This is a genomic window from Brevibacillus humidisoli, from assembly GCF_020923435.1.
GTDB lineage: Bacteria > Bacillota > Bacilli > Brevibacillales > Brevibacillaceae > Brevibacillus_E > Brevibacillus_E humidisoli.
Map to the genome: position 1 here is coordinate 2,770,109 of NZ_CP087263.1, position 23,840 is coordinate 2,793,948.

General features: G+C 53.6%; 23 protein-coding genes, 1 pseudogene and 1 riboswitch. Of the genes and pseudogenes, 4 read left to right on the forward strand and 20 right to left on the reverse strand.

Annotated elements, in window-relative coordinates; all coding sequences use genetic code 11:
- Nucleotides 1-157: 157 nt before the first annotated feature.
- Nucleotides 158-348, reverse strand: a riboswitch (Lysine riboswitch).
- Nucleotides 349-411: 63 nt separating this feature from the next.
- The 8 genes and pseudogenes from uvrC to trxA form a co-directional block, all read right to left on the reverse strand.
- Complete coding sequence (gene uvrC, locus LOK74_RS13675) at nt 412-2,205, reverse strand: excinuclease ABC subunit UvrC (RefSeq protein ID WP_420908789.1); 1,794 nt, start codon at nt 2,203-2,205, stop codon at nt 412-414.
- Nucleotides 2,206-2,332: 127 nt separating this feature from the next.
- Nucleotides 2,333-3,019, reverse strand: coding sequence for a hypothetical protein (locus LOK74_RS13680; RefSeq protein ID WP_230042589.1), 687 nt, complete (start codon nt 3,017-3,019; stop codon nt 2,333-2,335).
- Between the two features lie 166 nt (nt 3,020-3,185).
- Nucleotides 3,186-3,903: pseudogene (locus tag LOK74_RS13685) on the reverse strand (ABC transporter ATP-binding protein).
- Entirely contained in the window at nt 3,897-4,667 is a 771-nt protein-coding gene (locus LOK74_RS13690) for an ABC transporter ATP-binding protein (protein ID WP_230042590.1), read from the reverse strand. Before LOK74_RS13690 ends, LOK74_RS13685 begins: the two are co-directional and overlap by 7 nt.
- Before the next feature lies 1 nt (nt 4,668).
- Nucleotides 4,669-5,628 (reverse strand): branched-chain amino acid ABC transporter permease, encoded by a 960-nt coding sequence (locus LOK74_RS13695; RefSeq protein ID WP_230042591.1) that lies wholly within the window; start codon nt 5,626-5,628, stop codon nt 4,669-4,671.
- Nucleotides 5,629-5,643: 15 nt separating this feature from the next.
- The gene (locus tag LOK74_RS13700; RefSeq protein WP_230042592.1) at nt 5,644-6,510 is read right to left on the reverse strand and encodes a branched-chain amino acid ABC transporter permease; all 867 of its coding nucleotides are present in this window, start codon (nt 6,508-6,510) and stop codon (nt 5,644-5,646) included.
- Between the two features lie 146 nt (nt 6,511-6,656).
- A complete protein-coding gene (locus LOK74_RS13705; protein ID WP_230042593.1) occupies nt 6,657-7,835 on the reverse strand; it encodes an ABC transporter substrate-binding protein in 1,179 nt (392 codons plus the stop codon).
- Between the two features lie 150 nt (nt 7,836-7,985).
- Complete coding sequence (gene trxA, locus LOK74_RS13710) at nt 7,986-8,300, reverse strand: thioredoxin (protein ID WP_230042594.1); 315 nt, start codon at nt 8,298-8,300, stop codon at nt 7,986-7,988.
- A 179-nt stretch (nt 8,301-8,479) separates the two neighbouring features.
- On the opposite strand from trxA, the gene LOK74_RS13715 reads away from it, so the two are divergent.
- Complete coding sequence (locus LOK74_RS13715) at nt 8,480-8,791, forward strand: hypothetical protein (protein ID WP_230042595.1); 312 nt, start codon at nt 8,480-8,482, stop codon at nt 8,789-8,791.
- A 51-nt stretch (nt 8,792-8,842) separates the two neighbouring features.
- Nucleotides 8,843-9,157, forward strand: a complete 315-nt coding sequence (locus tag LOK74_RS13720) for a winged helix-turn-helix transcriptional regulator (protein ID WP_230042596.1) — start codon at nt 8,843-8,845, stop codon at nt 9,155-9,157.
- 71 nt (nt 9,158-9,228) lie between these two features.
- On the opposite strand, the gene LOK74_RS13725 is transcribed toward LOK74_RS13720, so the two are convergent.
- From LOK74_RS13725 to LOK74_RS13765, 9 genes are all read right to left on the reverse strand, one after another.
- Entirely contained in the window at nt 9,229-10,188 is a 960-nt protein-coding gene (locus tag LOK74_RS13725; RefSeq protein WP_230042597.1) for an electron transfer flavoprotein subunit alpha/FixB family protein, read from the reverse strand.
- Nucleotides 10,189-10,207: 19 nt separating this feature from the next.
- On the reverse strand, nt 10,208-10,975 hold the full coding sequence (locus tag LOK74_RS13730; protein ID WP_230042598.1) for an electron transfer flavoprotein subunit beta/FixA family protein: 768 nt from the start codon (nt 10,973-10,975) through the stop codon (nt 10,208-10,210).
- A gap of 14 nt (nt 10,976-10,989) precedes the next feature.
- Nucleotides 10,990-11,766, reverse strand: a complete 777-nt coding sequence (locus LOK74_RS13735) for an enoyl-CoA hydratase (protein ID WP_230042599.1) — start codon at nt 11,764-11,766, stop codon at nt 10,990-10,992.
- A 112-nt stretch (nt 11,767-11,878) separates the two neighbouring features.
- On the reverse strand, nt 11,879-12,466 hold the full coding sequence (locus tag LOK74_RS13740) for a fatty acid metabolism transcriptional regulator FadR (RefSeq protein WP_230042600.1): 588 nt from the start codon (nt 12,464-12,466) through the stop codon (nt 11,879-11,881).
- A gap of 464 nt (nt 12,467-12,930) precedes the next feature.
- Complete coding sequence (locus tag LOK74_RS13745; RefSeq protein ID WP_230042601.1) at nt 12,931-15,003, reverse strand: glycosyl hydrolase family 18 protein; 2,073 nt, start codon at nt 15,001-15,003, stop codon at nt 12,931-12,933.
- Between the two features lie 302 nt (nt 15,004-15,305).
- Nucleotides 15,306-17,012 (reverse strand): long-chain-fatty-acid--CoA ligase, encoded by a 1,707-nt coding sequence (locus LOK74_RS13750; protein WP_230047008.1) that lies wholly within the window; start codon nt 17,010-17,012, stop codon nt 15,306-15,308.
- Nucleotides 17,013-17,176: 164 nt separating this feature from the next.
- Nucleotides 17,177-18,196 (reverse strand): LCP family protein, encoded by a 1,020-nt coding sequence (locus tag LOK74_RS13755; RefSeq protein WP_230042602.1) that lies wholly within the window; start codon nt 18,194-18,196, stop codon nt 17,177-17,179.
- 115 nt (nt 18,197-18,311) lie between these two features.
- Nucleotides 18,312-19,484: a thiolase family protein gene (locus tag LOK74_RS13760; RefSeq protein WP_230047009.1), complete on the reverse strand. Its 1,173-nt coding sequence runs from the start codon at nt 19,482-19,484 to the stop codon at nt 18,312-18,314.
- A 17-nt stretch (nt 19,485-19,501) separates the two neighbouring features.
- A complete protein-coding gene (locus LOK74_RS13765; protein ID WP_230042603.1) occupies nt 19,502-20,479 on the reverse strand; it encodes a 50S ribosomal protein L11 methyltransferase in 978 nt (325 codons plus the stop codon).
- Nucleotides 20,480-20,816: 337 nt separating this feature from the next.
- Between LOK74_RS13765 and csaB the strand changes: the two genes are divergently transcribed.
- The gene (gene csaB, locus LOK74_RS13770) at nt 20,817-21,920 is read left to right on the forward strand and encodes a polysaccharide pyruvyl transferase CsaB (protein ID WP_230042604.1); all 1,104 of its coding nucleotides are present in this window, start codon (nt 20,817-20,819) and stop codon (nt 21,918-21,920) included.
- 29 nt (nt 21,921-21,949) lie between these two features.
- The gene (locus LOK74_RS13775; RefSeq protein WP_230042605.1) at nt 21,950-22,798 is read left to right on the forward strand and encodes a class I SAM-dependent methyltransferase; all 849 of its coding nucleotides are present in this window, start codon (nt 21,950-21,952) and stop codon (nt 22,796-22,798) included.
- Nucleotides 22,799-22,913: 115 nt separating this feature from the next.
- Here LOK74_RS13775 and LOK74_RS13780 read toward each other — a convergent pair whose 3' ends face one another.
- From LOK74_RS13780 to LOK74_RS13790, 3 genes are read right to left on the reverse strand one after another with little or no spacing between them, the layout of a single operon-like run.
- A complete protein-coding gene (locus LOK74_RS13780; RefSeq protein ID WP_230042606.1) occupies nt 22,914-23,114 on the reverse strand; it encodes a hypothetical protein in 201 nt (66 codons plus the stop codon).
- Nucleotides 23,115-23,561, reverse strand: coding sequence for a Ger(x)C family spore germination C-terminal domain-containing protein (locus LOK74_RS13785; protein WP_230042607.1), 447 nt, complete (start codon nt 23,559-23,561; stop codon nt 23,115-23,117).
- Nucleotides 23,558-23,773, reverse strand: coding sequence for a hypothetical protein (locus LOK74_RS13790; protein ID WP_230042608.1), 216 nt, complete (start codon nt 23,771-23,773; stop codon nt 23,558-23,560). The genes LOK74_RS13785 and LOK74_RS13790 overlap by 4 nt, the downstream gene beginning before the upstream one ends.
- Nucleotides 23,774-23,840: the final 67 nt, after the last annotated feature.

Sequence of the window (23,840 nt, forward strand, 5' to 3'; positions counted from 1 at the left end):
CTGATCATATCGCCATGAACACACCTTTATCCGGCCGACTATCTACTCTCTCTCACAGAAAAGGGCAACGACAAGGAAAACCTGCCGCTGCCCTGAATGGACATACATCGTTCCCCCTCCCCCTTTGACGCAGACGAAACGGGCGCACCGTTCGTCCCCGTGAGATAGCCCTCCACCTGCAGCGCGGGTTCTCGCTCAGGTGACAGTCCTGCGTCTGTTCGACGCAGACCCAGCACAGGCCGCCGCGGGTGGCCACCTGCACTTCGGCGAATTCCCCTTTCCCATTCCTGTCATCGATTCCCGTCTCTCGAGGAAGGTACTCATGGTTTTCGCGCCTCTACCTCACTTCGCATGTGGGAAGTGAGGTTCCTATTCACTTGTGAGGGATTATACCATGACCTATTCAGAGGTTCAATTGGTTTTTTGCAAATGGGCAATGATCTCTTTGGCCAGCTTGTCGCCAATCCCCAGTTGACGGTACTCTTCGACCGTTGCTTCGCGCATCTTTTTTAACGAGCCAAAATGCTGGAACAGTTTTTTCCTGCGCCGCTCACCGATCCCCGGAATCTCATCAAGTCGGGAGGAGAGCAGCGTCTTGCTGCGCGACTGCCGGTGGAAGGTGATGGCAAAACGGTGCACTTCATCCTGAATCCGCTGCAGCAGGTAAAACTCGTAGCTGTCCCGTCCCAGCTTCACCGGCTGCGGCGGATCGCCGAACAGCAGTTCGGCCGTCTTGTGCTTCTCATCTTTGGCCAATCCACAGACTGGGATGTACAGCCCCAGCTCGTTCTCCAGCACATCCATGGCAGCACTGATCTGTCCTTTGCCCCCGTCGATTACGATCAGATCGGGCAGCGGTTGGTTTTCGCGCAGTAACCGCGTATAGCGGCGACGAATCACTTCCCGCATCGAGCCGTAGTCGTCCGGTCCTTCCACACTCTTGATCTTGAACTTGCGGTATTCTTTTTTGTCGGGACGTCCCTGCGTAAAGACAACCATTGCCGAGACTGGCTCCGTCCCTTGTATGTTGGAGTTGTCAAACGCTTCGATCCGATTAGGGGTGCCGATCCCCAGGATATGTCCCAGATTGTGAACCGCTTGTATCGTACGCGCTTCATCTTTGGACATCAGCGCAAACTTTTCGGACAGAGCGATGCGCGCATTTTCGCGGGCCATCTGGATCAGTTCTGCTTTCTTGCCGCGCTTGGGCGTCAGCACCTTTACCCCCAGCCACTGCGCCAGCAGCTCCGGCTCGCTTTCTTCCGGCAGCAGGATCTCTTTCGGCAGGGCATTTTGCTTATCGTAGTAGAACTGGGCCAGGTAGGACATGAAATCTTCTTTTTCTTCTCCATAATAAGGAAAAGAGGTGGTCTCACGCTCGATCATTTTTCCTTGGCGGATGTAAAAGACCTGCACGCACATCCAGCCCTTCTCCACGGCAAACCCGATGATGTCGCGGTCCACGTCGTCCGAAAAGGTTACTTTTTGCTGCTCCATCACCGCTTCGATGTTGCGAATCTGGTCCCGCAGCTCTTTGGCCCGTTCAAACTCCAGATTCTCAGCCGCCTCGGTCATCTGTTCAGTCAAACGCTGCTTCATCGCCTCGTGTCCGCCGTCGAGGAACTTGACAATCTCATCCACAATTCGTTCATTTTCCGCCTGATCTACCTCGTAGACACAAGGTGCGAGACACTGCCCGAGATGGTAGTAGAGACATACCTGCTTCGGCATCGTCTTGCACTTGCGCAGCGGGTAGAGACGATCCAACAGCTTCTTGACTGCCTGGGCCGCTCCAGCGTTGGCATATGGACCAAAGTACTTGGCTTTGTCTTTTTTCACCTTGCGGGTGATCTCCAGGCGGGGATGCCTGTCATTGGTTACTTTTATATACGGATAGGTTTTGTCGTCCTTCAGCATCACGTTGTAGCGGGGATTGTGCTTTTTGATCAGATTGCATTCCAATAGCAGCGCCTCAATGGCGGAGGAGGTGACGATGTATTCAAAATCAGCGATCTCGCTGACCAGCAACTGTGTCTTGCCGTCATGGCTGCCGGTAAAATAGGAACGGACCCGATTTTTCAGCACTTTTGCCTTGCCGACGTAAATGATCTCGCCGGCGCTGTTTTTCATCAGGTAACAGCCAGGTTTATCGGGCAACACCGCCAGTTTTTCTTTGATTCCGCTCACGATCGATCCTCCTTTCATAAGCATGCCTTGGTTGTCGTCGGCACTTTATTCCTAACCTCTATCGTAGCACAAACGTTCCCGTCTGCCATCAGAAAAACCTTCCCTGCCTGGTAAACATGCCAATTGCCAGCAGACCGAGCCGGCCTCAGTCGGTCAGCGTGACAGTGGCCACAAACGCCCACTCGGCTTGCTTTACCGTCTCTTCGGCCGAGTTATAGAACGTCATCGATCTCTTGTCAGTCGCCTGGATACCCCAGATAATCGCTTTTCCGTCTTCAGGGATCTGCATCGGCTCTTGTTGGCTGATTCCGCCGCGGCTGGAAAATTCCTTTTCAAAGGGAATCTCTCCTTCCCCCATGCTGTATCCCTGCTCATCCACAAACGCGTACTTGACAGCGTAGGGAGCCGGTTTCTCGTCCGTCTTCACCTCGTCGATCGTGATAATCAACTCTCCGTCAAATGAGTACACATCGCTGTCTTCTTTCTGATTCATCGCGCTGCTCATCGAACTGATCGTCTGCACCATTTGGCCGTTTTCCCACACCTCCAGCGAGCACTTGATCATTCGCTTGTTGCCGGTATAAGCCAGCTTAACAGCTCCGGCCTCACCCAAAAACGGTTTCAGCCTAGCGGCTTCTCCGGTGAATAGATCAACCGGCGTCACGTATAGTACACCTGATTCCTTTTCAACTGCCAGCTCATCACGATCGGGCTGCTGGGGCGCCGGATCGGTCGATGAACAGGCAAACAGCCCCAGACTTAACAACACGATCGCACACAACAATCGAACGTGAGGCATGATGATGGTCATCCCCTCCTTCTTCACTGACATTGTACACAATCCGATCCACTCTGCACATATACGCACATCAGAAAACGGGCAGCAATATTCCATGCCTTGTTCTGCAATCGGTACGTCACCCATCAGCCTGGATGGGTCAGGATCCTTCCTCGCCGAAAAGAGAGAAGAGCGATACAATAGATCGCTCTTCTTCCTCTCATTCCGCTTTACGGCCGCCCAGATACGCCTCTTTCACCCGTTCGTTGGCCAGCAGTTCCTGTCCTGTCCCGCTGTGTACGATCCGCCCTGCTTCCAGCACATAGCCATGATCAGCGATTTTTAGCGCCTGCTTCACGTTCTGCTCCACAATCAACACGGTCGTACCTTCCTGATTGATCTGACGAATCGATTTGAAAATATCACTGACGACGATCGGCGCCAACCCCATCGACGGTTCGTCAAGCAGCAGCAGTTTGGGGCGTGACATCAAGGCCCGTGCAATCGCCAGCATCTGCTGCTGTCCGCCTGACATCGTCCCCCCCCAACTGGTTCAGACGCTCCTTGAGAATGGGGAACCAGGTCATCATCTTTTCCATATCATCTCGGATTCCTTTGAAATCCTTCCGCTGAAAAGCGCCCATCTCCAGGTTCTCCTGCACCGTCATTTGGCTGAGGATCGCCCGTCCCTCCGGCACAAGGGCAAGCCCCGCCTGCACCAATCGATGCGGCTTCCAACCTTCCACCCGTTGACCGTTAAACGCGATCGTCCCGCTATCGGGAGTCAGCAGTCCGGCAATCGTCTTCATCGTCGTCGTTTTACCCGCTCCATTGGCCCCGATCAACGCAACGATCTTCCCCTGAGGCACATCCAGCGAAACATTGCGGATCGCCTTGATTTGTCCGTAGGAGGTGCTTATGTCGCGTATCTCTAGCATGCTTCTTCCTCCTCCTTGCCCAGATACGCCTCGATCACGTCTGGGTGGTTCTGTACCTCATCAGGGGTGCCTTCCGCGATCTTGACCCCGAAGTTGATGCAAACCACCTTGTCGCAGAGGTTCATCACCAGTCCCATGTCGTGTTCGACAAGCAGTACAGTTGTGCCGTTGTCGCGTATCTTTTGTACCAATTGCATCAGCTCTGCTGTCTCGCTCTCGATCATCCCGGCAGCAGGCTCGTCGAGCAGCAGCAGTTGAGGCTGTGTAGCCAGAGCACGGGCAATCTCCAGACGGCGCTGCTGCCCGTAAGCCAAGGTATCAGCCCGCACATCGGCAACCTCGGTGAGACCAACAAACGCCAGCAGTTCTTCTGCTTTCGCACGAACGATCCTCTCTTCCTCCCGCTGCTTGCGGGTATGCAGCAGCGAGGACCAGAAACCGGCCCGCGTCCAAGTGTGACAGCCTACTTTTACGTTTTCCAGTGCCGTCATGTGCCCGAACAGACGGATGTTTTGAAACGTCCGGGCAATCCCCAGCCCCGTAATCTTGTGCGAGGGGATGCCGTCCAGAGGCTGTCCCTTAAAACGAATCTGTCCGTTGGTCGGTGCAAAGATGCCGGTCACCATGTTGAAGATCGTCGTTTTGCCCGCTCCGTTGGGGCCGATCAAGCCGACGATCTCACCCTCAGCGACGGCAAAGTTGACATCACGCAAAGCCGTGATCCCGCCAAAGCTCTTGCCCACATTGCTCAGTTCAAGCAGCATCTTACATCCCCTCCTCTGCTTGCTGCGACGGTGTTTTCTTTCGACGGCGGAACAAGCGGGCAAAGGTGTCGGCACCGATCAAGCCGTGCGGTCGGAACGCCATGACCAGGACCATGATCGCCCCGTACATGATCATTTTGTACTCCGCCACGGCACGCAGCACTTCAGGCAGCGAGGTGAGGATCAGTGCGCCAAACAGCGGTCCCCAGACCACTTCACTGCCGCCAATTACGGCAAATGAGAGAATCTCTACCACCTTGTGGTAGTTGAAATCGTCAGGTGTGATCGTGGTTGTGATATGAGCGAACAAGCCGCCGCAAATCCCCGCCAGTACGGCTCCGAGCACAAACGCCAGCATCTTGTAATAGGCAACCGGCAACCCCATCGCCCGGGCGGCAGTCTCGTCCGCCTTGATCGCTTCAAAGGCGCGACCGATCCTGGAACGATGCAGCCGCAGGGTTAGGAAAAGCACCACAGCAAACAACAACACGAGGAACAGCAGTGTCAGCGCTGCTTTTATTTCTAATACAGACAGTCCAAACGTGTCGGCATTGAGGCCCAGTCCCTTTATCCGATCGTACAGGGAACTGCCAATCGACGGCAGACCGGTGAGACCGAGTGCTCCGTTGGTGATCTCCAGATTGAGAAAAATAACGCGGACTACCTCGCCAAAGCCCAAGGTGGCAATCGCCAGGTAGAGTCCGTGCAGTTTTAGCGTGGGGGCACCGATCAACAAGGCGATGAGACCGGCAAACAAGCCTCCGGCGATTAGGGCGATCAGCAGCGGGGCGTCTGCCTGTTTGGTTAAAATACTGGCCATGTAGGCGCCGATGCTCATAAATCCGGCATGACCCAGCGAGAGCTGTCCGGTAGCCAACGTGATGTAGATACTGATGGCTAAAATGCCGTTTAAGACGATAAAGGTGATTACCTGCAAATTATACGGGTTAAACAAATCCATCACTCTGCCACCTCCCTACACCTTGCGCCCGAACAAACCCTGCGGTCTGAACAAGAGAATGAGAATGATCAAGCCGAAGGCAACGGCATCCCGGTAGGACGAATCGCCATAAGCTACAGAGAAAACTTCCGCGATTCCGAGCAGGATGCCGCAAACCATCGCCCCGGTGATGCTTCCGACACCGCCGAGGATCAGCACAGCCAGTCCCTTGAAGCCAAGGTTTAAGCCCATCGACGGAATCAGCGCAGAATAAGCCAAACCGATCAAGCTGCCGGCCACGCCACCTAACGCGGAGGCGATGACAACGGTAGCAACGATCACCATGTTGGTATTGATCCCGAGAATGCTGGCCGTTTCGTTGTTTTCAGCCGTCGCTCGGATCGCTTTCCCCATCTTGGTCCGATTGATCCAGAAGTGGAGAACAAACATCAGAACCAATGAAACAGTCAAAATGATAAGATCTACGCCTCGTACCTGCACAACTCCCAGATCGTACATTTCACTGCCCAGTGATACGGGAACAGCACGCGAGTCAGCGCCAAACAGCTTGTGCATCGCTTCCTCCACCAGGATGGCAAACCCGATCGTACTGATCAGGGAGGCCAAGTGGGGTACGTTCTTTTTGCGCAGCGGCCGCAGTGCCGTATATTCCAGAATCAATCCAAGTACGGCTGATACGATGATAGCCGTCAAAAAGGCAATCCCCAGCGGCATCTCCACCTCCGTAATCAGGTAGAGGCCTACCAAAGAACCAAAGATGAAGATCTGTCCGTGCGCCATGTTGATGATCCCCAACACCCCGAAGATCAAGGTGTAGCCAATCGCAATCAACGAATAGGTGCTGCCAACCGTTAGACCGTTGACAAGTTGTTGCCAAAACACATTGTTTCCCCCTTTGAGAGGTAGTAGATAAAGGATGAATGCATGGGACCCGCAGAGCTTGTTTTACGCCACGGGACAAAGGAATTGCCCGGGAGCCCCCGGGCAATGACCCTGTGTTGATGTTCAACTGCCTGATTATCCATTGGTTACTCGAACGGTACGTACTTTCCGCCTTTTCCTACCACGACGACAGCTTCGCCGATCGGATTGCGATTTTCGTCGAACGAGAGTTTGCCAGATACGCCTTCGAAGTCTTTCAACTGTGCCAACGAGTCGCGAAGTTTGTTGCGATCAGCTTCGCCTGCAGCCAGGAGCGATTGGCTCATGATGTAGAGAGCGTCGTAGGCTTGCGCTGCGAATTGATCAGGCTGTTTTCCGTACTTGGCCTCGAACGCCTTGACAAACGCCTGCACTTTCTCGTCTTTCTTTTCCGGGCTGAACGGTGTGGCTACGATCAACCCTTCCGAAGCATCGCCGGCAATCTCAAACACTTTCGGGTTGTTAAAGCCATTGCCACCGATGATCGTAGACTCAATGCCGAGTTCACGTGCTTTCTTGACGATCAGGGACCCCTCTTTGTACAGTCCGGAAACCAAAAGCGCATCCGGATTCAGTTCCTTGATCTTGGTCAATTGGGCGGAAAAATCAACGTCGCCGATGGAAAACGTTGACTCACCCAAGTTTTCCAAGCCAAGCTCTTCCGCTGTCTTTTTCATCGTCTCAAAACCGGAGACAGAAAAGTCGTCATTAGATGCGTAAATGAACGCAACACTCTTGATCCCCAGTTTGTCCACTGCCTTTTTCATCGCAGCCGGGATGGCGATCGATTCGGGCAGTGAATTGCGGAAGACATACTCGCCAATATCGTTGATGCCCTCTGCCGTATTGGAGATGCCAAAGATCGGCGTCTCCGCCTCGCTCGCGATCGGCCCCGCTGCAAACATCTCACCTGACAAAGTTGGACCGATGATGGCAACGACGTTGTCCTGGTTGATCAGCTTGTTGACGGCATTAATGGCGCTCTCTTTCTTGCCGCCGGAATCTTCAAACAATAAATCGATTTTCAGCTTGCCTTTGTTGGCCTCATTCAATTCTTCCTGCGCCAGTTCCAAACCGGCCTTTTGCGCCTCACCGTAGGCTGCACCCGATCCGGAGAGGAAGCTGACGACACCGATCTTGGCATGGATCTCTCCACCGCCGCCAGAGCTGCTCTCTCCTCCGGATTCGCCACCGGAGCTGGTCGTGGCTTGTCCGCCGCATCCGACCAGAAGCGACGTTCCGAGCAGGATGGATAGCATTGATGGTAACAGCCGTGACTTTTTCATAATGTCCCCCTTGAAAGCACCTAAATAGTTATAAGAGATATGTAACATTGTAATGTAAAGATTACGAAAACGCAAACTATTATGTATGCATAGAAAATGGGAAAGGCAGCACCGTCTGACGACGTGTGCTGCCAAGCAACCCCCACACACTTAGATGTGTTTGCCAATCGTGGCCATCAAGGCTTCTTTGGGTTGGAAACCGACGATTTTGTCAACTGGTTGCCCATCTTTAAAGACCAATAGTGTAGGGATCGACATGATCCCGAAGCGACCCGATGATTCAGGATTCTCATCGACGTTTACTTTCACGATCTTCAACTTGTCGCCGATCTCTTCGTCAATTTTTTCCAACACAGGTGCAATCATTTTGCAGGGACCGCACCAGGGAGCCCAGAAATCGACCAATACAGCGCCTTGCTCTACTTCTTGCGTGAATGATTGGTCGGTTGCGTTCACAATTGCCATCCGTGTAAACCTCCTTTGCTTGTACCTGCCATTGTCACTGACGATTTACAGTATACCATTCTCTTCCTCAGTTGACCACGCCTCACGACACTTTGCAGCAGTTGCTTTGTGCTCATTTCCCTACACATATTCTGCCCCGGCCTGTTAAAAGATATGGGGAGGAAAGGAGGGGGCTTCTTGTGGCTGCGATTATCGCGCTGTTTGACAGTCGTCCGGAAGCGGAACGTCTGGTTAGCCAACTCTACGCGGAAATCCCGATCGATTCACTCTCCTACCTGAGCAGTGAGATCGGACATACGTCTGCCCTTGCCGATCAGTCTGAACGTATCGAACTTTCACTGCCGCAGCTGGGGTTTATCAACGAACAATCGGATATGTATCAAAGTGAAATGGCCAAGGGTAAAACAGCCGTTTTGTTTACCTGTTCTGATCCTTCTGCTGCCTTGATTGCGCTTCAAACACTTGGCGTGCACACTTACTTTATGGCATAATCTTTATATAAGTAGACATAAGTATCACAAGCAACAATTGGGGGATACGATATGAACAAGGATTACTCCCAGATGTGCCCCAAATTTGAAAAGGCGATGGAGCTGATCGGCAAACGCTGGACCGGTCTGATCATGCGGGTACTGATGGACGGCCCCAAACGGTTTAAGGAAATAAAAGAACAAATCCCGGACATGAGCGACCGGATGCTGACGGAGCGGATGAAAGAATTGGAGAGCTGCAACATCGTCGTGCGGCACGTCTATCCAGAAACGCCGGTTCGCATCGAGTATGAGTTGACTGAAAAGGGGAAAGATCTGGAATCGGTAGTAGACGCGATCGGTGAATGGGCGGATCGGTGGGAGTAGCCCCATCCGCTTCCGCCTCCATACGATCTGAATAAATGAGAGCCAGGGAATGATGTCTCCCTGGCTCTTCGTTATGCCAATACTTTTTTGAACTCCTGGGTTAAGAGCGGCACTACTTCAAACAGATCACCGACAATGCCGTAGTCAGCTACCTGGAAGATCGGTGCTTCCGGATCTTTGTTAATCGCGACGATCACCTTGGAGTTGGACATTCCGGCGAGATGTTGGATAGCGCCGGAAATGCCGCAGGCAATGTACAGATCAGGTGTCACGACTTTCCCGGTCTGACCGATCTGCAGCGCATAGTCGCAGTAACCGGCATCGCAAGCGCCGCGGGAAGCTCCCACTGCCGCCCCTAACACGTCGGCCAGCTCTTCCAGCGGTTGAAAACCTTCTGCACTCTTCACGCCGCGACCGCCTGAGATGATCACCTTAGCTTCGGACAGATCCACCTTGCCGGAAGTTTTGCGCACCACTTCCTTGATGATGGAGCGGATGTCCTTGATCTCAGCAGCAACCGAAACCACTTCTGCCGTTTTCCCCTGCTCAGTTTCAGCCGGTTGGATGTTGTTCGGACGAATCGTCACCAGCGTTTTCCCCTCGGTGACTTTCCGCTTCTCGAATGCTTTGCCAGCGTATATCGGACGTGTAAACAGCGGGCCTGCTTCAACTGCTGTCACATCGGAGACAAGTCCGCAACCCAGACGTGCCGCCACTTTGGGAAAAAGATCCCGGCCGATCGCGGTATGACCGGCTACGATGGCATCCGGATCCACCTCCCGGATGACAGCCACCAGTGCCTGACTGTAGCCGTCCGGTGTATAGTTGGCAAGCGATTCATCTGAAATGGTGTACAACTTGCTCGACCCATGCTCGCCTAGTGCTGCAGCATAGGCGTCCGCTCCCGGTCCAAACGCGGCTGCCACGATCTCGCCGCCGTCGGCGATTGTGCGCGCAGCCGCCAGTGCTTCAAACGAAACGTTACGCAGTTGACCGTCACGTGCTTCTGCAAGAACCAGTACTTTTTTCATCGTCTATCCCCTCTTCCGCTTAGATCACTTTCGCTTCGCTGCGCAGCAATTGGACCAATTCCGACACCTGATCCTTGATCTCACCGTCCAGTATGCGGCCGGCTTGCTTCTTCGGCGGCAGATACTGGTCTACTACTTCTGTCTTTGCCGTCACCTGATCGGCGGCAAGACCGAGATCGTCAGCAGAAAGCCGCTCGAGCGGTTTCTTTTTCGCTTTCATAATCCCTGGAAGGGAAGGATACCGCGGCTCATTCAGCCCTTGTTGAGCCGTGATCAGGATAGGCAGCGAGGTCTCCACTACTTCCAGATCACCTTCGATGTCACGCTCGACCCTCACTGAAGTTCCATTCACTTCCAGCTTGACCGCAGTCGAGACATGGTTAATCCCCAGTTCTTCGGCAAGTCGGGGCCCGCCCTGTCCGGCACCGGAGTCAACCGCCATCTGACCGGCAAGGATGATGTCAAAGCCCACTTTTTGGGCGACAGCAGCCAATACCTTAGCCGTGGTGTATTCGTCGCCAAATAGTGATTCGTCATCAACCAGCACCGCTTTGTCCGCTCCCATCGCCAGTGCTGTTCTCAGCCGACTCTCCACCCTGTCTGGTCCGATCGAAACGACTGTCACTTCACCGCCATGCTCCTCTTTCAACTTGATTGCTTCCTCTACGGCGTACTCGTCATAAGGGTTGATGATGAACTCAACACCATCATCACTGATTTTTCCGTCTTGTATGACGATTTTTTCTTCTGTATCAAATGTCTCTTTTACGACAACCAGGATATTCATCGCAACTGCCTCCCTTATCGATCGTTAAACTGGGGTTTTCGCTTTTCCAGGAATGCGGCGACGCCTTCCTTCCGATCCTCTGAGCAGAATGCTTCGTTAAACAACGCCGCTTCACGGGCAAGACCCTGCTCAAACGTCTCGGTCGTACTGGCCTGAATCGCTGCAAGCGCCAGGCGAAGGGCCACACTGCTTTTGTCGGCAATCGCCGCCGCCAACTGACGGGCCTCCGCCAACAGTTGGTCGAGTGGGTAGACCGCGTCAACCAGACCGATGCGATGCGCTTCGTCTCCCCCAATCATTTCAGAGGTTAGGATCATTTGTGTCGCCTTGCCTCGACCGACTAGTCTGGGCAGTCGCTGTGTGCCTCCGTATCCGGGAATAATCCCCAGGTTAAGCTCCGGCAAACCCAGCTTGGCTTCTGCTGCTGCCAGGCGAATATGACAAGCCATTGCCAGTTCCAAGCCTCCACCGAGGCAAGCGCCATTAATAGCGGCAATAATCGGTTTTGGGTACGATTCAATGCGGTTAAACACCCGCTGTCCGGCTACTGCCATCGCTTCCGCATCGTCACCGCTAAGGGCGGTGAACTCTTTGATATCGGCTCCCGCCACAAAAAAACGACCCTCTCCACTCAATACGATAACCTTCACCTGCTGGTCCTGCTCCAGCGAGTCCAGCATGGCTTCCAGTTCGGTCAGCGTCGATTTGTTCAACGCGTTGGCCGGTGGATGGTCAATCGCTACCAGTGCGACACGGTTTTTGATCACCACTTTCAAGTTGTGATACGACATGATTCTCTCCCCCCGCTTGTAAAAGATGGGCCCTCCTGAACGATCGCTCAGATCTGCAATGCTAAATCATATTGTAGCAAAGTCCAACAGGCAATTAAAGCGTTTTCTTAGATCAGTGTTTCATCAAACCGTGTAGGAAGAGGTTATGGATGGGTTTCACGTGAGAGACGAGGTCGTACTTGCACTGCTTCATGATCCAGGTGGTCGCTGCTTCGTCCAATGTTCCGAAGATCATCATCCTCGCAGAACGGATGTCGATATCCGGACGGAATACCTCCTGCTGCATGCCTTCTCTCACCACGCTGTCAATCAGATTGAAGTACCCCTTCATCACCTCGCCGATCCCCTCTCGGATCAGCGGATTGGATTGACGCAATTCAATCTGCGTGACGATGGCCAGTTCCGGAGCTTGGGCCAGCTGGCTCAGGTGTGCATGAATCAGGACGTACACCTTCTCCTCAATCGACTCCGCCTCTTCAATGCGTTGGCGGCAAGTCTCGATAAATCGCCCCATCTTTTCGTTGAAAAGAGAAATGAGAATGTCATCTTTGTTCTCAAAGTAGAGGTAGATCGTACCGTCAGCTACCTTCGCCTCTTTTGCGATGCGGGATACCTGTGCGTTGTGATACCCGTGCTTCGCAATCACGCGAACCGCTGCATCGATAATGGCTTGATATTTTTCCCCCGTTTTTTTCGCCATGATGAACCTCCACTTTCTATGCCATGATGTTAGCTGGATGTACTGCCGCTTCTAATGAATGATCATTCATTCACGAATCAAGTGTAATACATGGCCAGCACCATTGTCAATCCCTTGGAGCCATCATCTGATGACGATCGGGATGCCATCACTGGAGGGTTTGGATCTCATACCGGAACCTGATCACAACGAGCAGGGCAGGCCGTTTCCCCATCAGTCGCTTGGAAACTGCCTGCCCCGGTTCTGTTTGGTTGTTTTGTTGCCCCTATGCCTCTTCCTTACTTTCTCGGCATCAAGAGAGCTACTCATTACCGACTCATTGTCTACAGTCTCTAACTGGACTCTCTAACTCAGATACTCTAACTAGTTACTCTAACTACATTCTCTAACTACATTCTCTAACTACATTCTCTAACTACATTCTCTGACTACGTTCTCTTGCTAGCTCCCCAACTGCACACACTCTAACTACACTCTCCAATGTATTTCCAGACGCCCCACTCACCGCTTTGATCTGGCTGCTCGCCCTGCGTCCACCACTTGGCTTCGTAGATGATACCATTGTAGGTGACACGGTCACCTGCCGTATAGACTTCTGAGGAACTCCATGCCGGGTAGTCGCAGGTGGCAGCGGAGTTGGTTCTCACCGTAACACTGCTCTCCTGTGACAGATTGCCTGCCGCATCCTTTGCTCTCACCGTAAAGGTGTAGGACGTGTCTGCTGTCAGGCCACTGACGGTGACGCTGGTCTCGGTCACGTCGAGGCTGGTCGTACCGTAGGCAACGGTGTACCCGCTTACCCCGACGTTGTCCGTGGAAGCGTCCCATGCCAATGTTACGCTGGTGGAAGTCGTCTCGGTTGCCCGCAGGTTAGCTGGTGCACTTGGCGGTTCGGAGTCCTCTCCTGCCGGTTCGGTGGTTGCTGTAACCGGACTGCTGGCCGCTGAGACGTTTCCGGCCGCATCTTTAGCCTGTACCGTAAACGTATATGTCGTATCAGGCGTCAATCCGGTAATCGTGGTGCTCGTACCGCTCACGTCAACATCGGCAGAATCGTAGGATACGATGTACCCCGCAACCCCGACATTGTCTGTTGCCGCATCCCAACGGAGTGATACACTGTTGGCTGTTTGACCGGTCACCGTTACATTCTCTGGTGCCGTCGGCGGCGTCGTATCTCCTGGCGCCGACCCCAGCAGATCGTCGTACACTTTGCTCAACAAGGTGTTGTTCCTATCGGAGCTGAACTCCCAGAACATCGCTCCGGCCAAGCCCTCAGACTTGATGTAGGCCGTTTTGTATCCGATCGATTCAACATCGTCGTAGCTTATCATGGTCTGCTGGGCAGGATTGTAGAGGAACGGTACCTTTGCCGTGTCATTCCAGTAGCGGGTATAGCCGTTTTTGTTGATGTAGTTGGCCTCCAGGTCAGAGAAATCGTATACCCCTTTTTCCCACGTACCAGTGTTAGACGTGCCGGTGCATGTCTGGTACTCGCCGTTGTTGGCACTGGGGCAGCCACCCCAGCCGCGACCGTAAAACGGCAGACCTGCCACCAGTTTGTTCCCAGGCACACCAGCGGATAGATGGCCCTGCACAGCAGCAGCTACATGATACGATGCCGCCTGCGGCACTCCCGCCGCTTCCGCAGCCGGATCGAAATAGAGCGGCGCGTTGTGTGCACTAATCGTCTGCCAGCCGCCATTGAAGTCATAGGTCATGATATTGATCCAATCGACCACCTGAGCAATCTTGTCAAGCTCCGTATTTTGCGCAAAGGCGGGGGAGGCACCTGAGGCGATCGTTAACAGATACTCCTGACCATCCTCTCGCTCCGCTGCGTCCAGATGCTCACGCACCTCTTGCAGAAGCAGCGTGTAGTTTTGCTTGTCCCCCGGACGTCTGCTGTTGCCTGGCAATCCGCCTTCTACAGGATACTCCCAGTCGAGATCGACGCCATCAAACTGATACTTGCGAACGAAATCGACCGCCGATTTGGCAAAGGTCTCGCGCGTTTGGGCGCTGGCAGCCACATCGGAGAACCGGTTTGACCAGGTCCAGCCGCCTACTGAAATAATCGTCTTCAGGTGCGGGTTGTCTTGTTTCAGCTTGATCAACTGATTCAGGTTGCCGCGAAGCGGTTGATCCCAGGTATCGCCGGGAAATGACTTCTGAGCGTCAATCCAGGGATCGCCCAACACAATCGTTCCGTTGGGAACGTTGATCGTCCCGTTTTCATCCTGGCAGGTCCACGTCTGCGGGTTGGGTCCGGTCGGATCCGGGTTGCCATGCCTGCCATCCCAGCAGATGTCTGCAAATGCGTAGTTGATGTGCGTCACTTTTCCTGCGTCTATCTCCCAAACGTTGTAGTTGCGACCGTATGCACCCCAAGAGGGGTAGTAGCCGACGATTTTGGCGCCCTCAGCAGCCGCAGCCGGCTGAGCGGAGAAAGCAAACAACGGCAACAGCGACAAAACCAGTGCAGCAATCATGGAGCAAACGATGCTCCTACTGACAATCCCTTTGTGGAATCTCATACGAGCAAACCTCCTGTCAAAATGAATGGAATAAACAAAAAAACCAGCCAACAGAAGAACAATTCGTTTCCTTTAGAGAACAGACGCATCGACCACCTCCTGCGAGAGACAGTAAAGGAATGGGAAATAAGGGATAGACTCCCTATTTCCACTTTATCGGAATATTTTGTATTCTCGTAAGGTGGACATTTATGTAAAGAGGGGGAAATTTGCACAAGGCAACAGAAAAACCACCGTCGTCTTCTTCTGAAAACAACGGTGGTTTCCCATGAGTAAACGCTTCGATCACAGCATAACCGACGCTACGGCGCCATCTCCTGTGCTGAGGCTTCTGCTAGTGTCTGTTGCCGGCTTTCTTCCTGCAGCTGTCTTCGCAGCACTTTTCCAACCATCGTCTTGGGCAGTTCACTGCGATATTCGTAGATGCGAGGAACTTTATAGGCAGCCAACCGTTTCCTACAGTGGGCGTCCAGTTCTTCCTCGCTGGCCGTCTGACCCGGTTTGACGACGACAAAAGCCTTCACTGTCTCGCCACGGTAAGGATCAGGTACTCCTACCACTGCCGCCTCCTGCACGGCAGGATGCTCAAACAAGACTTCCTCCACCTCGCGTGGGTAGATGTTGTAGCCTCCCGCGATAATCATATCCTTCTTCCGATCGACAATGTAAAAGTAACCTTTTTCGTCCATGTAGGCCATGTCACCGGTCAACAGCCAGCCATCCTGCAGCACCGCTGCCGTATCTTCCGGCCGGTTCCAGTATCCTCGCATCACCTGCGGTCCCTTTACTGCCAACTCTCCCACTTCGCCCTGCGGCAGTACTTCACCTGTAGCGGGATCAACAATGCGACAATCCGTATCTGGCCACGGGAGCCCAATACTGCCGCTAATTCGATGGCCCCAAAGCGGATTGGAGTGGGTGACCGGTGAGCTCTCGGTCAGCCCGTACCCTTCTACCAGCCTGCCGCCGGTCAGTTCCTCAAAGCGCTGCTGCACTTCCAAAGGAAGAGGCGCAGAACCGCTGACACAAGCTTTGATGGAAGACAGGTCGTATTTTTTCAGTTCGGGATGATTAATCAAGGCGATGTACATCGTCGGTGCTCCGGGAAAAAGGGTGGGCTTCGCATGGTGGATTGTCTTCAGGATCTCCTTAACATCAAACCGCGGGATCAGCTGAATTTCTGCAGCCATCTGTATCCCCAGATTCATCACGGTAGTCATCCCGTAGACATGGAAAAGCGGCAGGGCTCCAAGAATCTTTTCCTGGCCCTTCTTCAGTTTGTAAATGATCGCGAAAGTCTGGACGGCGTTGGCAATCAGGTTTTGGTGTGTCAACATAACCCCTTTGGCCGTTCCGGTTGTCCCCCCGGTATACTGCAAAAGAGCCAGATCTTCTTCTGGATCGATTTCTACCCGCACGGGAGAAGTGTCCCCCTCGTCCATCAGGGCAGAAAAGGCCTCCACTCCATTGCCGTACGCCACCTGCGGCCTTTGCCCTTGCTTTCGCTGCACTAGCGGGTACACAAGCCGCTTCAAGGCAGGCAGGTATTCACCCATGCCGGTCACGATGACGCGACGCAGTGATGTGGAAGATTTGACATTCATAATGCGGGAGAACAACAAGTCGAGTGTGACAATCACTTCCGCTCCCGAATCACTGATCTGATGAATCAGTTCGCGTTCGGTATAGAGGGGATTGGTCTGTACGACAACGGCACCGGCAAATAAAGCTCCGTAGTAAGAAATGACTGCTTGCGGTGAATTGGGCAACATGATGGCTACGCGATCACCTTTTTTGACGCCGCGTCTGATCAATGCGTGGGCAAATCGATACGATAGCGACAGCAATTCAGCATAGGTGATCCGTCTGCCCATAAAGTAAAGGGCATGATTGTGGGGGAATTCTCTGGCAGACTGTTCGAGAAAATACGTCAATGAAACACGGGGGTATTCCAGTGACGCAGGTACTTCTACGGGGTAACTGGCAATCCAAGGCTTGGCATTTGACATCGCAAATCCCTCCGGTCCTTCGAATAGCTCATCCTTCCCGTGAAAGCGCATCCAAAACTTCTTCCTGACTCCATTGTAGTCGAAACCGATTCTATTTTCCAACAATTTTTCCGTTAGGAAACCTCCCCGCATGACACACCGTGATCAGAGGCGGGACAGCTTCGTCAACTGGCGGTCTTCCCCTTTAGTTCTTCCAGCAGGCGGTGTTGGATCCGCTCTTTTTCTGCATGTTCAACCAGATAATACCACACGCGAAGACCGTTCTTCCAGATCCGCTGATCTTGCCCTTTCAGGGTATCGGTTAGGAGCAGGTTTTTTTGAGAATCGCGGTAGGAGATTAGGAGAGAAGCAATCTCCGCCTCAGACAAATCGGTCTTCACGTGACCGCCTAAAATGTCCATTAGCGAAAATACCTTGATGACCCCCTGCAATGACTCACCTTTTTTCACCAATGCCTGCAGAATCTCCTGCTGTCGGGAGATTCGCTCAGCATCACTGTCTTCACGGCCGATGTCACTCTTCCGATAGCGGGCGTAGTCAAGGGCCTGCTTGCCGTTTAGCACCTGCAGCCCAGGCTCCAGGTCAATACGCGTTCCGTCAGTCGGATCTGTGTATTTCATCCGTTTTTTGATGTTCACCTGGATGCCGCCCAGCTCGTCCACAACCTGTCGGAACCCTTCAAAATCGACTGTGATATACCGATCAATCGGAACATCAAAGTACTGCTCCAGCGTTTCTTTCAACAAGGCAGGGCCACCGTACGCCATGGCATGATTTACCTTATCAAACCCTCTTCCGGGCAGTTCCATATAGCTGTCGCGCGGAATGGAGAGGAGATAAATCCGCTGTCGGACGGGATGAACCGCAGCCAGCATCATCGTATCGGAGCGGGCCCGCTCTCCCTCCCGGCTGTCCACACCGATCAGCAGCAGCGTAAAAGGCTTCAGCGGTCTCGGCTTGGGAAATAACGGAGTTCCCTGCTCCTCCGGTTGTTCCTGCTTCAGATCGGTGTCGCTCTCAGTGAGGGCAGACGGTTCTTTGGACAGCGATTGATACCATTCCCTGGTCATCTTTTTGAACTGATAAGCCGTATAAAACGTATATCCTGCCGCAGAACAAACAATCGCAAGGATCAAGAGGCCGATGACGGGTTTGGCTGCCCGTCGGTTTATCAAGCGCTTCACCAATCCCCTTGCCCCCTTTTCATGGCCTCAAAGATGAAAACCCCATCACGCTGATCGCCTGAATGGGGTTCTCTGTTAGTATGGCCTTGAGAGAGTCAGGATATACTTGCCTGTGTTACCGCTCCAACACCATGGACATGCCCATGCCGCCGCCCACACAGAGGGTGGCCAGGCCGCGCTTCGCACCGCTCCGCTTCATTTCGTTCAGCAGCGAAACGACGATGCGGCATCCTGTGCAGCCCACTGGATGCCCGAGCGAGATGCCGCTGCCGTTGAGATTGGTAATGTCCCGCGGCAACTCCAGCATTTTTTCCACGGCTAGGTATTGGGCGGCAAATGCCTCGTTTACTTCAATCCGCTCCATGTCATGCAGGGTCAGCCCTGCTTTGGCCAGCGCCTTCTGCGTAGCCGGTACCGGACCATACCCCATCAGATCGGGTTCTACCCCAGCCCAGGCATAGGAGATGATCCGTGCCATTGGCTCCAGTCCCATCTCCCGCGCACGGCTTTCCTTCATCAGGAGAACGGCTGCGGCACCATCGTTTATTCCCGAAGCATTTCCAGCGGTTACGGTCCCATCTTCCCGAAAAGAGGGTTTGAGCGCGGCCAGCCCCTCCAGAGAAATATCGCGCCGAGGGTGCTCATCGGTATCGACCTGGATGGTCTCTTTTCGTTTCTGGACCGGAACCGGGATGATCTCATCCCGAAACAAACCGCTGTCAATCGCCTGGATGGCGTTTTTATGGCTGCGATAGGCGATCTCATCCTGCTCTTCCCGGCTGACCCCGTATTTGTCGGCCAGTCGTTCCGCCGTCTCCCCCATCAGGATCTGGTGATGGGGATCAGTTAACAGCTCCCACAGCGCATCGGTCATCTCACCATGCATGATCCGTTTGCCCCAGCGCGTCTGCTTCAAGACATAGGGAGCATTGCTCATGCTCTCTACCCCTCCGGCGATTACGACCTCGCTGTCTCCCAGCACAATCTGCGACAGCCCGCTGACGATCGCCTGCATCCCCGATGAGCACTGCCGCTGAACCGTGTAGGCGGTCACCTCTTTCCCCAGTCCGGCATCGATCGCCGCTGTACGGGCGATGTTGGCTTCATCGGTTCGCTGGATGCAGTTGCCAAGAATCACCTCGTCCACGTGAGCAGGGTCGATCCCCGAACGATCCAGAATTCCTCGGATGACCACTTCCGCCAGTTTGCGAGCGCTTACATCTTTCAGACTGCCGCCAAACGAACCAATCGGTGTTCGCCCGGCTGCGACAATGACGACTGGATCCATCATGTACCCTCTTCCCTTCATGCTTTTTTTTCATTATCGCACAGGCGGGTTACAAGCGTCACCCACTCTCCGCTGATTCGCTCAGCGATCGGTGAGAATCCTGCTTCCCGGTATGCCTGCTCCACCATCTCTCGGCTCCACTCCACGATCCCCGAGAGAATCACCGTCCCTCCCCACGCCAGGGAGCGGAGCACGACCGGCAGCATTGCCACGTCCTCTTCGGCACCAATATTGATCAGGATCAGGTCTGCATCACGGGGCAGCTGTTCTGCTGCCGCCGGTTCCAGCGGATCTCCGATTACAACCTGTACAGCTTGTTTGGGCAAGTGGTTCAGCGAGCAGTTGTGATCGATCTGATCGGCAGCAGCCGGATTGATGTCGATGGCATAGACCGGCCAGGAAGCGCCGTTCTTGGCACAGAAAATAGACAAGATGCCTGAACCGGAGCCGATGTCCAACACACGCTTGTCAGTGAGCGGAAGCTCCTGCAGCAGGTAGAGGATATCCTGCGTCGTTCCGTGATAACCTGTGCCAAAAGCAGCCCCCGGATCGATCCACAGTACACGTGAAAGATCCTCAACAACTCCCTCCCCCGACCAGGAAGGAGCGATATGCCACTCTCCGACCTGCACCGGCTCGAACTGCTGCTGCCAGCTCTCGTGTTCTTCCCGTACCTTCTCTACCTTCAGCAGCGTGACCTGCCCTGCCCACTTCTCCAAAACATGCTGCAACTGCTCTACCCGCTCTTCTTGCCCATCTGTTAACGGTTCGAACAGATAGGCCGTCAGGGGTACGTCATCTCTTTCCCGGTAATCATAACCGTTATCAGTCCGGATCACGTCGATGCCTGGTTCCATCCAGCCAAGTGTGTAAGGCGATGAGGCCAGTTCTTCCGCAAATGACTCTTCCAACTTCGGATCCAACTGCAGTGTGTATTTCAACCAATACGCCGACAATTCACTCCACACTCCTTCTCCCTGTATACTCCTACTCACTGTATTCATCCTGCAACTGGCTCCCCGCTTGATTACGTGGTAACATACAGAAGGAACCATTACGGGATGGAGGTACAGATGATGTTTGATGAATTCTTCTACCGCCGCCGCAAAAACAAAGGGTTGTTCGTTCTCAGCATTTTGTTTATCGCAGCGAGTGCTCTGCTGCTGATCGGCGGAATCTACTACCTGAGCTAGATTGCTTTACTCCTCCCCTGCACTCTATTATACTTGAGCATGTCACCACTATTGGGGAAAAAACGTGCTACCTGCAACGATCCAGGGCCGTTGCAACCGCCCTTTTTGTGCATGTTTTCTACAGAAAGAAGGTTCTCTCATGCCGCGAATTCTCATCTCCGGATATTACGGCTTTAACAATGCCGGGGACGATGTCGTACTGTACGGGATCATTACCGGGCTCAGACGGGAACAACCTCATATCTCCCTATCCGTGCTGTCCAACCAGCCTGAGCGCACGACGTCGTTGTTCGGAATTCCGGCTCACAATCGTTGGCGTCTTGCCACCATCCTGCGGGAATTGAAACGGTGCGACCTGCTGGTGATGGGCGGCGGCACACTCATGCAGGATGTAACTAGTCCTCGCAGTGTACTTTACTACCTCGGCATCGTCAGTATTGCCAAGCTGCTGGGAAAACCGGTCGTGTTTTACGCACAGGGATTCGGCCCGATTCTGCATCGGACAAGCCGGTTTCTCATCAAGCAGGTGGTGAATCGGGTCGACGTGATCACCGTTCGGGATTTTGAATCAGGTGAAGATTTTAAAGCTTGCGGCGTGACCAAGGCACCGGTTTTTGTAACCGCTGATCCCGCGCTCACCATCCACCCGGCAGACATCGAGGAAGAACAGGGAAAACAACTGCTCAAAAACCTGTACAGCGACCACAGCAAACCGCTTGTCGCCTTCTCTGTCCGGGATTGGAAGCAAGAGGAGGCATTTAAGCAGATCATCGCCCAGGCCGCTGATTTTTACATAGAGCAGGGCTGGAATGTTCTGTTTGTCCCGATGCATTATCCGAGCGACCTGACCCCTTCTCGGCAGATCATGTCATTGATGCGTCAGCCGGGGGCCAAGCTATTGGAACAACCGGTTTCGTTTCACGAGATCATGAGTGTGCTCAAGCAGTGCGACTACGTTGTCGGGATGCGGCTCCATTCGCTGATCCTGGCCTGCGTGCTGAACATCCCGTTTACCGGGATCTCGTATGATCCCAAGATCGACCGCTTCGTCGAACGAGCGGGGATGCCGGTTGCGGGACATATCCGAGATTTAACATCAGAGACGCTGCTTCCGCTGCTTGCCGATCGACTTGTCAATCTGGAGCGGGAACGCGGCATCGTAGCCCATCACTCCCGCCTGCTAGCCGAGGAGGCGTTGAAAAGCAGCAAACTGGTGCTTCAAGCACTGGCCCAATCTCGGTAATCCGTCACGGATCGAAGGAGGATATGACCTTGTCGTTGGCTTCGTCTCTATTGCTTGCAATAAACAAGTTATTCCCACTGCCTGTCCATCCTTTTAATCTGGCCAATGACGGCAAGATGACCTATACCGAATGGCAGTTTCAAAAAGGAGATCAGACGATCCAGTTTTTCCTGCCTTATCATTCACAACAGCAGATGTTTGCAGGAAAAACAGTGCTCGACATCGGCTGCGGCGGCGGCGGGAAGACATGCTATTACGCAACCTTTGGGCCGCAGGAGATCGTCGGGATCGATATCGTACCTCATTATGCAGAAGAAGGCAATGCCTTTGCCCGGGAGAAAGGACTTGCTGATGTGGCCCGCTTCCTCACGGCCGACGCTTCGGCGATGCCGTTCGACGACAACAGCTTTGACACGATCATCATGAATGACGCGATGGAACACGTCGACAATCCGGAAGCAACACTGGAGGAGTGCTTCCGCGTACTGAAGCCAGGCGGCCATCTCTACATCAACTTTCCACCCTACTTCCATCCCTACGGGGCACACCTGTCCGACGCGATCGGCATTCCTTGGGTGCATTCGCTATTCTCAGAAAAAACGTTGATCGAATCTTACAAACGTTTGGTGGAACCGCTGCCCGATGGACCGGAGCGAATCTCGTTCCGCATCAGCCGCAAGGATCAGGGTGAGGAGTATTTCTCCTATATCAACAAAATGACGATCGCCCGCTTTCGTCGCATCCAGCAAGGGGTCGCTCATCCTGCCGTCTATGAGCGCGAGGTTCCGCTTCGCCCTCAGTTGGCCGCTCTGGCCAAGCTCCCCGGACTGCGCGAGTATTTCGTCAAGATGGTTGTCTGTGTCTATCAAAAAACATAAGAAAACGCTCGACCATCTCAGGTGGAACGAAGAACAGCTGCGAGGCTTGGACTCGCAGCTGTTTCCTTCTGTTATCCAAAGCAATCGGATGACCGAAGAGCGTGCCTTGCGTCGTTCATTGCGATCCAAACGGCGGTCGGGTTGGACTAGGCAGCGTAATACCAGCTAAAAACAGCATGCCGCACCCCCAGGCAACCCCCATCCACAGCAGGAACACCTGCGCCTCGCGCTTTCTCCCCTGCTTGGTCCAATAGCGATACTGATGGAGTGCAGCGAGGAGAATCGTACAGGTAAACAGCAGCAAGCTTCCCAGCATCTACTTTTTCACCTCGCCCTCCGGCAGCGACATGGGCGGACCCGCTACTCCAATTGATGAAATGCGGGCATCTACTGTCCACTGAATCTCCTGACGGGTAAACATGTCGGGCCAATCCGCTTCGATTTTTCGCCAATACGCGGGATGGGAGCGGTATATCATGGCCCCCATGGAAGCACTATCCGTCTTGCAGGTTTTCTGTAATTTTTTAAGCAACCTCTCGTATTCCTGTTTGATGGTTTTGGCAAATGCATCCGTCACATCTGAAATAATACGGGGATTGCTTAAATCCAGGTTTGTGGTGTTTTCCATCACCCTGCCTTTTGCCTTAACAGTGAACCGGAAGACTGGTTTGTCGTTTTGAATGCTTACGTGTTCCTTGGGACGCAGTTCTTCCAATTCGATCGACAACTCCCCTTTCACATCAGGGAGATGAACTTTGATCACACCAAACGGCTCTTTCCCAGCAAACTGTTTAACATGATCGCGGAATTGCCTTCCGCGTACCCGACCAGCTTGTCACCTCGAAACAGGGCGATCGCGTTTAGTGCAAAGTGGCTGGGATTACTTCCTTTCATCGTAAAGGCAGCAGTGATCGGCTGCGAACCTATACTTGATGACGACAGCAAGACGTCACGCAATAGTGTGGGTGGGGCCATCTCACGCCGCAGCATCTCCAGCAGTGCATCGGTCGGGGCAGATTTTTCCCCCTTGCAGCCACGATCA

What these genes read in the sequence shown, in the direction of transcription:
- uvrC (WP_420908789.1), bottom strand. Translation starts at nt 2,205, where the DNA reads ATGAAAGGAGGATCGATCGTGAGCGGAATCAAAGAAAAACTGGCGGTG.
- LOK74_RS13680 (WP_230042589.1), bottom strand. Translation starts at nt 3,019, where the DNA reads ATGTCAGTGAAGAAGGAGGGGATGACCATCATCATGCCTCACGTTCGA.
- LOK74_RS13690 (WP_230042590.1), bottom strand. Translation starts at nt 4,667, where the DNA reads ATGCTGCTTGAACTGAGCAATGTGGGCAAGAGCTTTGGCGGGATCACG.
- LOK74_RS13695 (WP_230042591.1), bottom strand. Translation starts at nt 5,628, where the DNA reads ATGGATTTGTTTAACCCGTATAATTTGCAGGTAATCACCTTTATCGTC.
- LOK74_RS13705 (WP_230042593.1), bottom strand. Translation starts at nt 7,835, where the DNA reads ATGAAAAAGTCACGGCTGTTACCATCAATGCTATCCATCCTGCTCGGA.
- trxA (WP_230042594.1), bottom strand. Translation starts at nt 8,300, where the DNA reads ATGGCAATTGTGAACGCAACCGACCAATCATTCACGCAAGAAGTAGAG.
- LOK74_RS13720 (WP_230042596.1), top strand. Translation starts at nt 8,843, where the DNA reads ATGAACAAGGATTACTCCCAGATGTGCCCCAAATTTGAAAAGGCGATG.
- LOK74_RS13725 (WP_230042597.1), bottom strand. Translation starts at nt 10,188, where the DNA reads ATGAAAAAAGTACTGGTTCTTGCAGAAGCACGTGACGGTCAACTGCGT.
- LOK74_RS13730 (WP_230042598.1), bottom strand. Translation starts at nt 10,975, where the DNA reads ATGAATATCCTGGTTGTCGTAAAAGAGACATTTGATACAGAAGAAAAA.
- LOK74_RS13735 (WP_230042599.1), bottom strand. Translation starts at nt 11,766, where the DNA reads ATGTCGTATCACAACTTGAAAGTGGTGATCAAAAACCGTGTCGCACTG.
- LOK74_RS13740 (WP_230042600.1), bottom strand. Translation starts at nt 12,466, where the DNA reads ATGGCGAAAAAAACGGGGGAAAAATATCAAGCCATTATCGATGCAGCG.
- LOK74_RS13745 (WP_230042601.1), bottom strand. Translation starts at nt 15,003, where the DNA reads ATGAGATTCCACAAAGGGATTGTCAGTAGGAGCATCGTTTGCTCCATG.
- LOK74_RS13750 (WP_230047008.1), bottom strand. Translation starts at nt 17,012, where the DNA reads ATGTCAAATGCCAAGCCTTGGATTGCCAGTTACCCCGTAGAAGTACCT.
- LOK74_RS13760 (WP_230047009.1), bottom strand. Translation starts at nt 19,484, where the DNA reads ATGGATCCAGTCGTCATTGTCGCAGCCGGGCGAACACCGATTGGTTCG.
- csaB (WP_230042604.1), top strand. Translation starts at nt 20,817, where the DNA reads ATGCCGCGAATTCTCATCTCCGGATATTACGGCTTTAACAATGCCGGG.
- LOK74_RS13780 (WP_230042606.1), bottom strand. Translation starts at nt 23,114, where the DNA reads ATGCTGGGAAGCTTGCTGCTGTTTACCTGTACGATTCTCCTCGCTGCA.
- LOK74_RS13790 (WP_230042608.1), bottom strand. Translation starts at nt 23,773, where the DNA reads ATGGCCCCACCCACACTATTGCGTGACGTCTTGCTGTCGTCATCAAGT.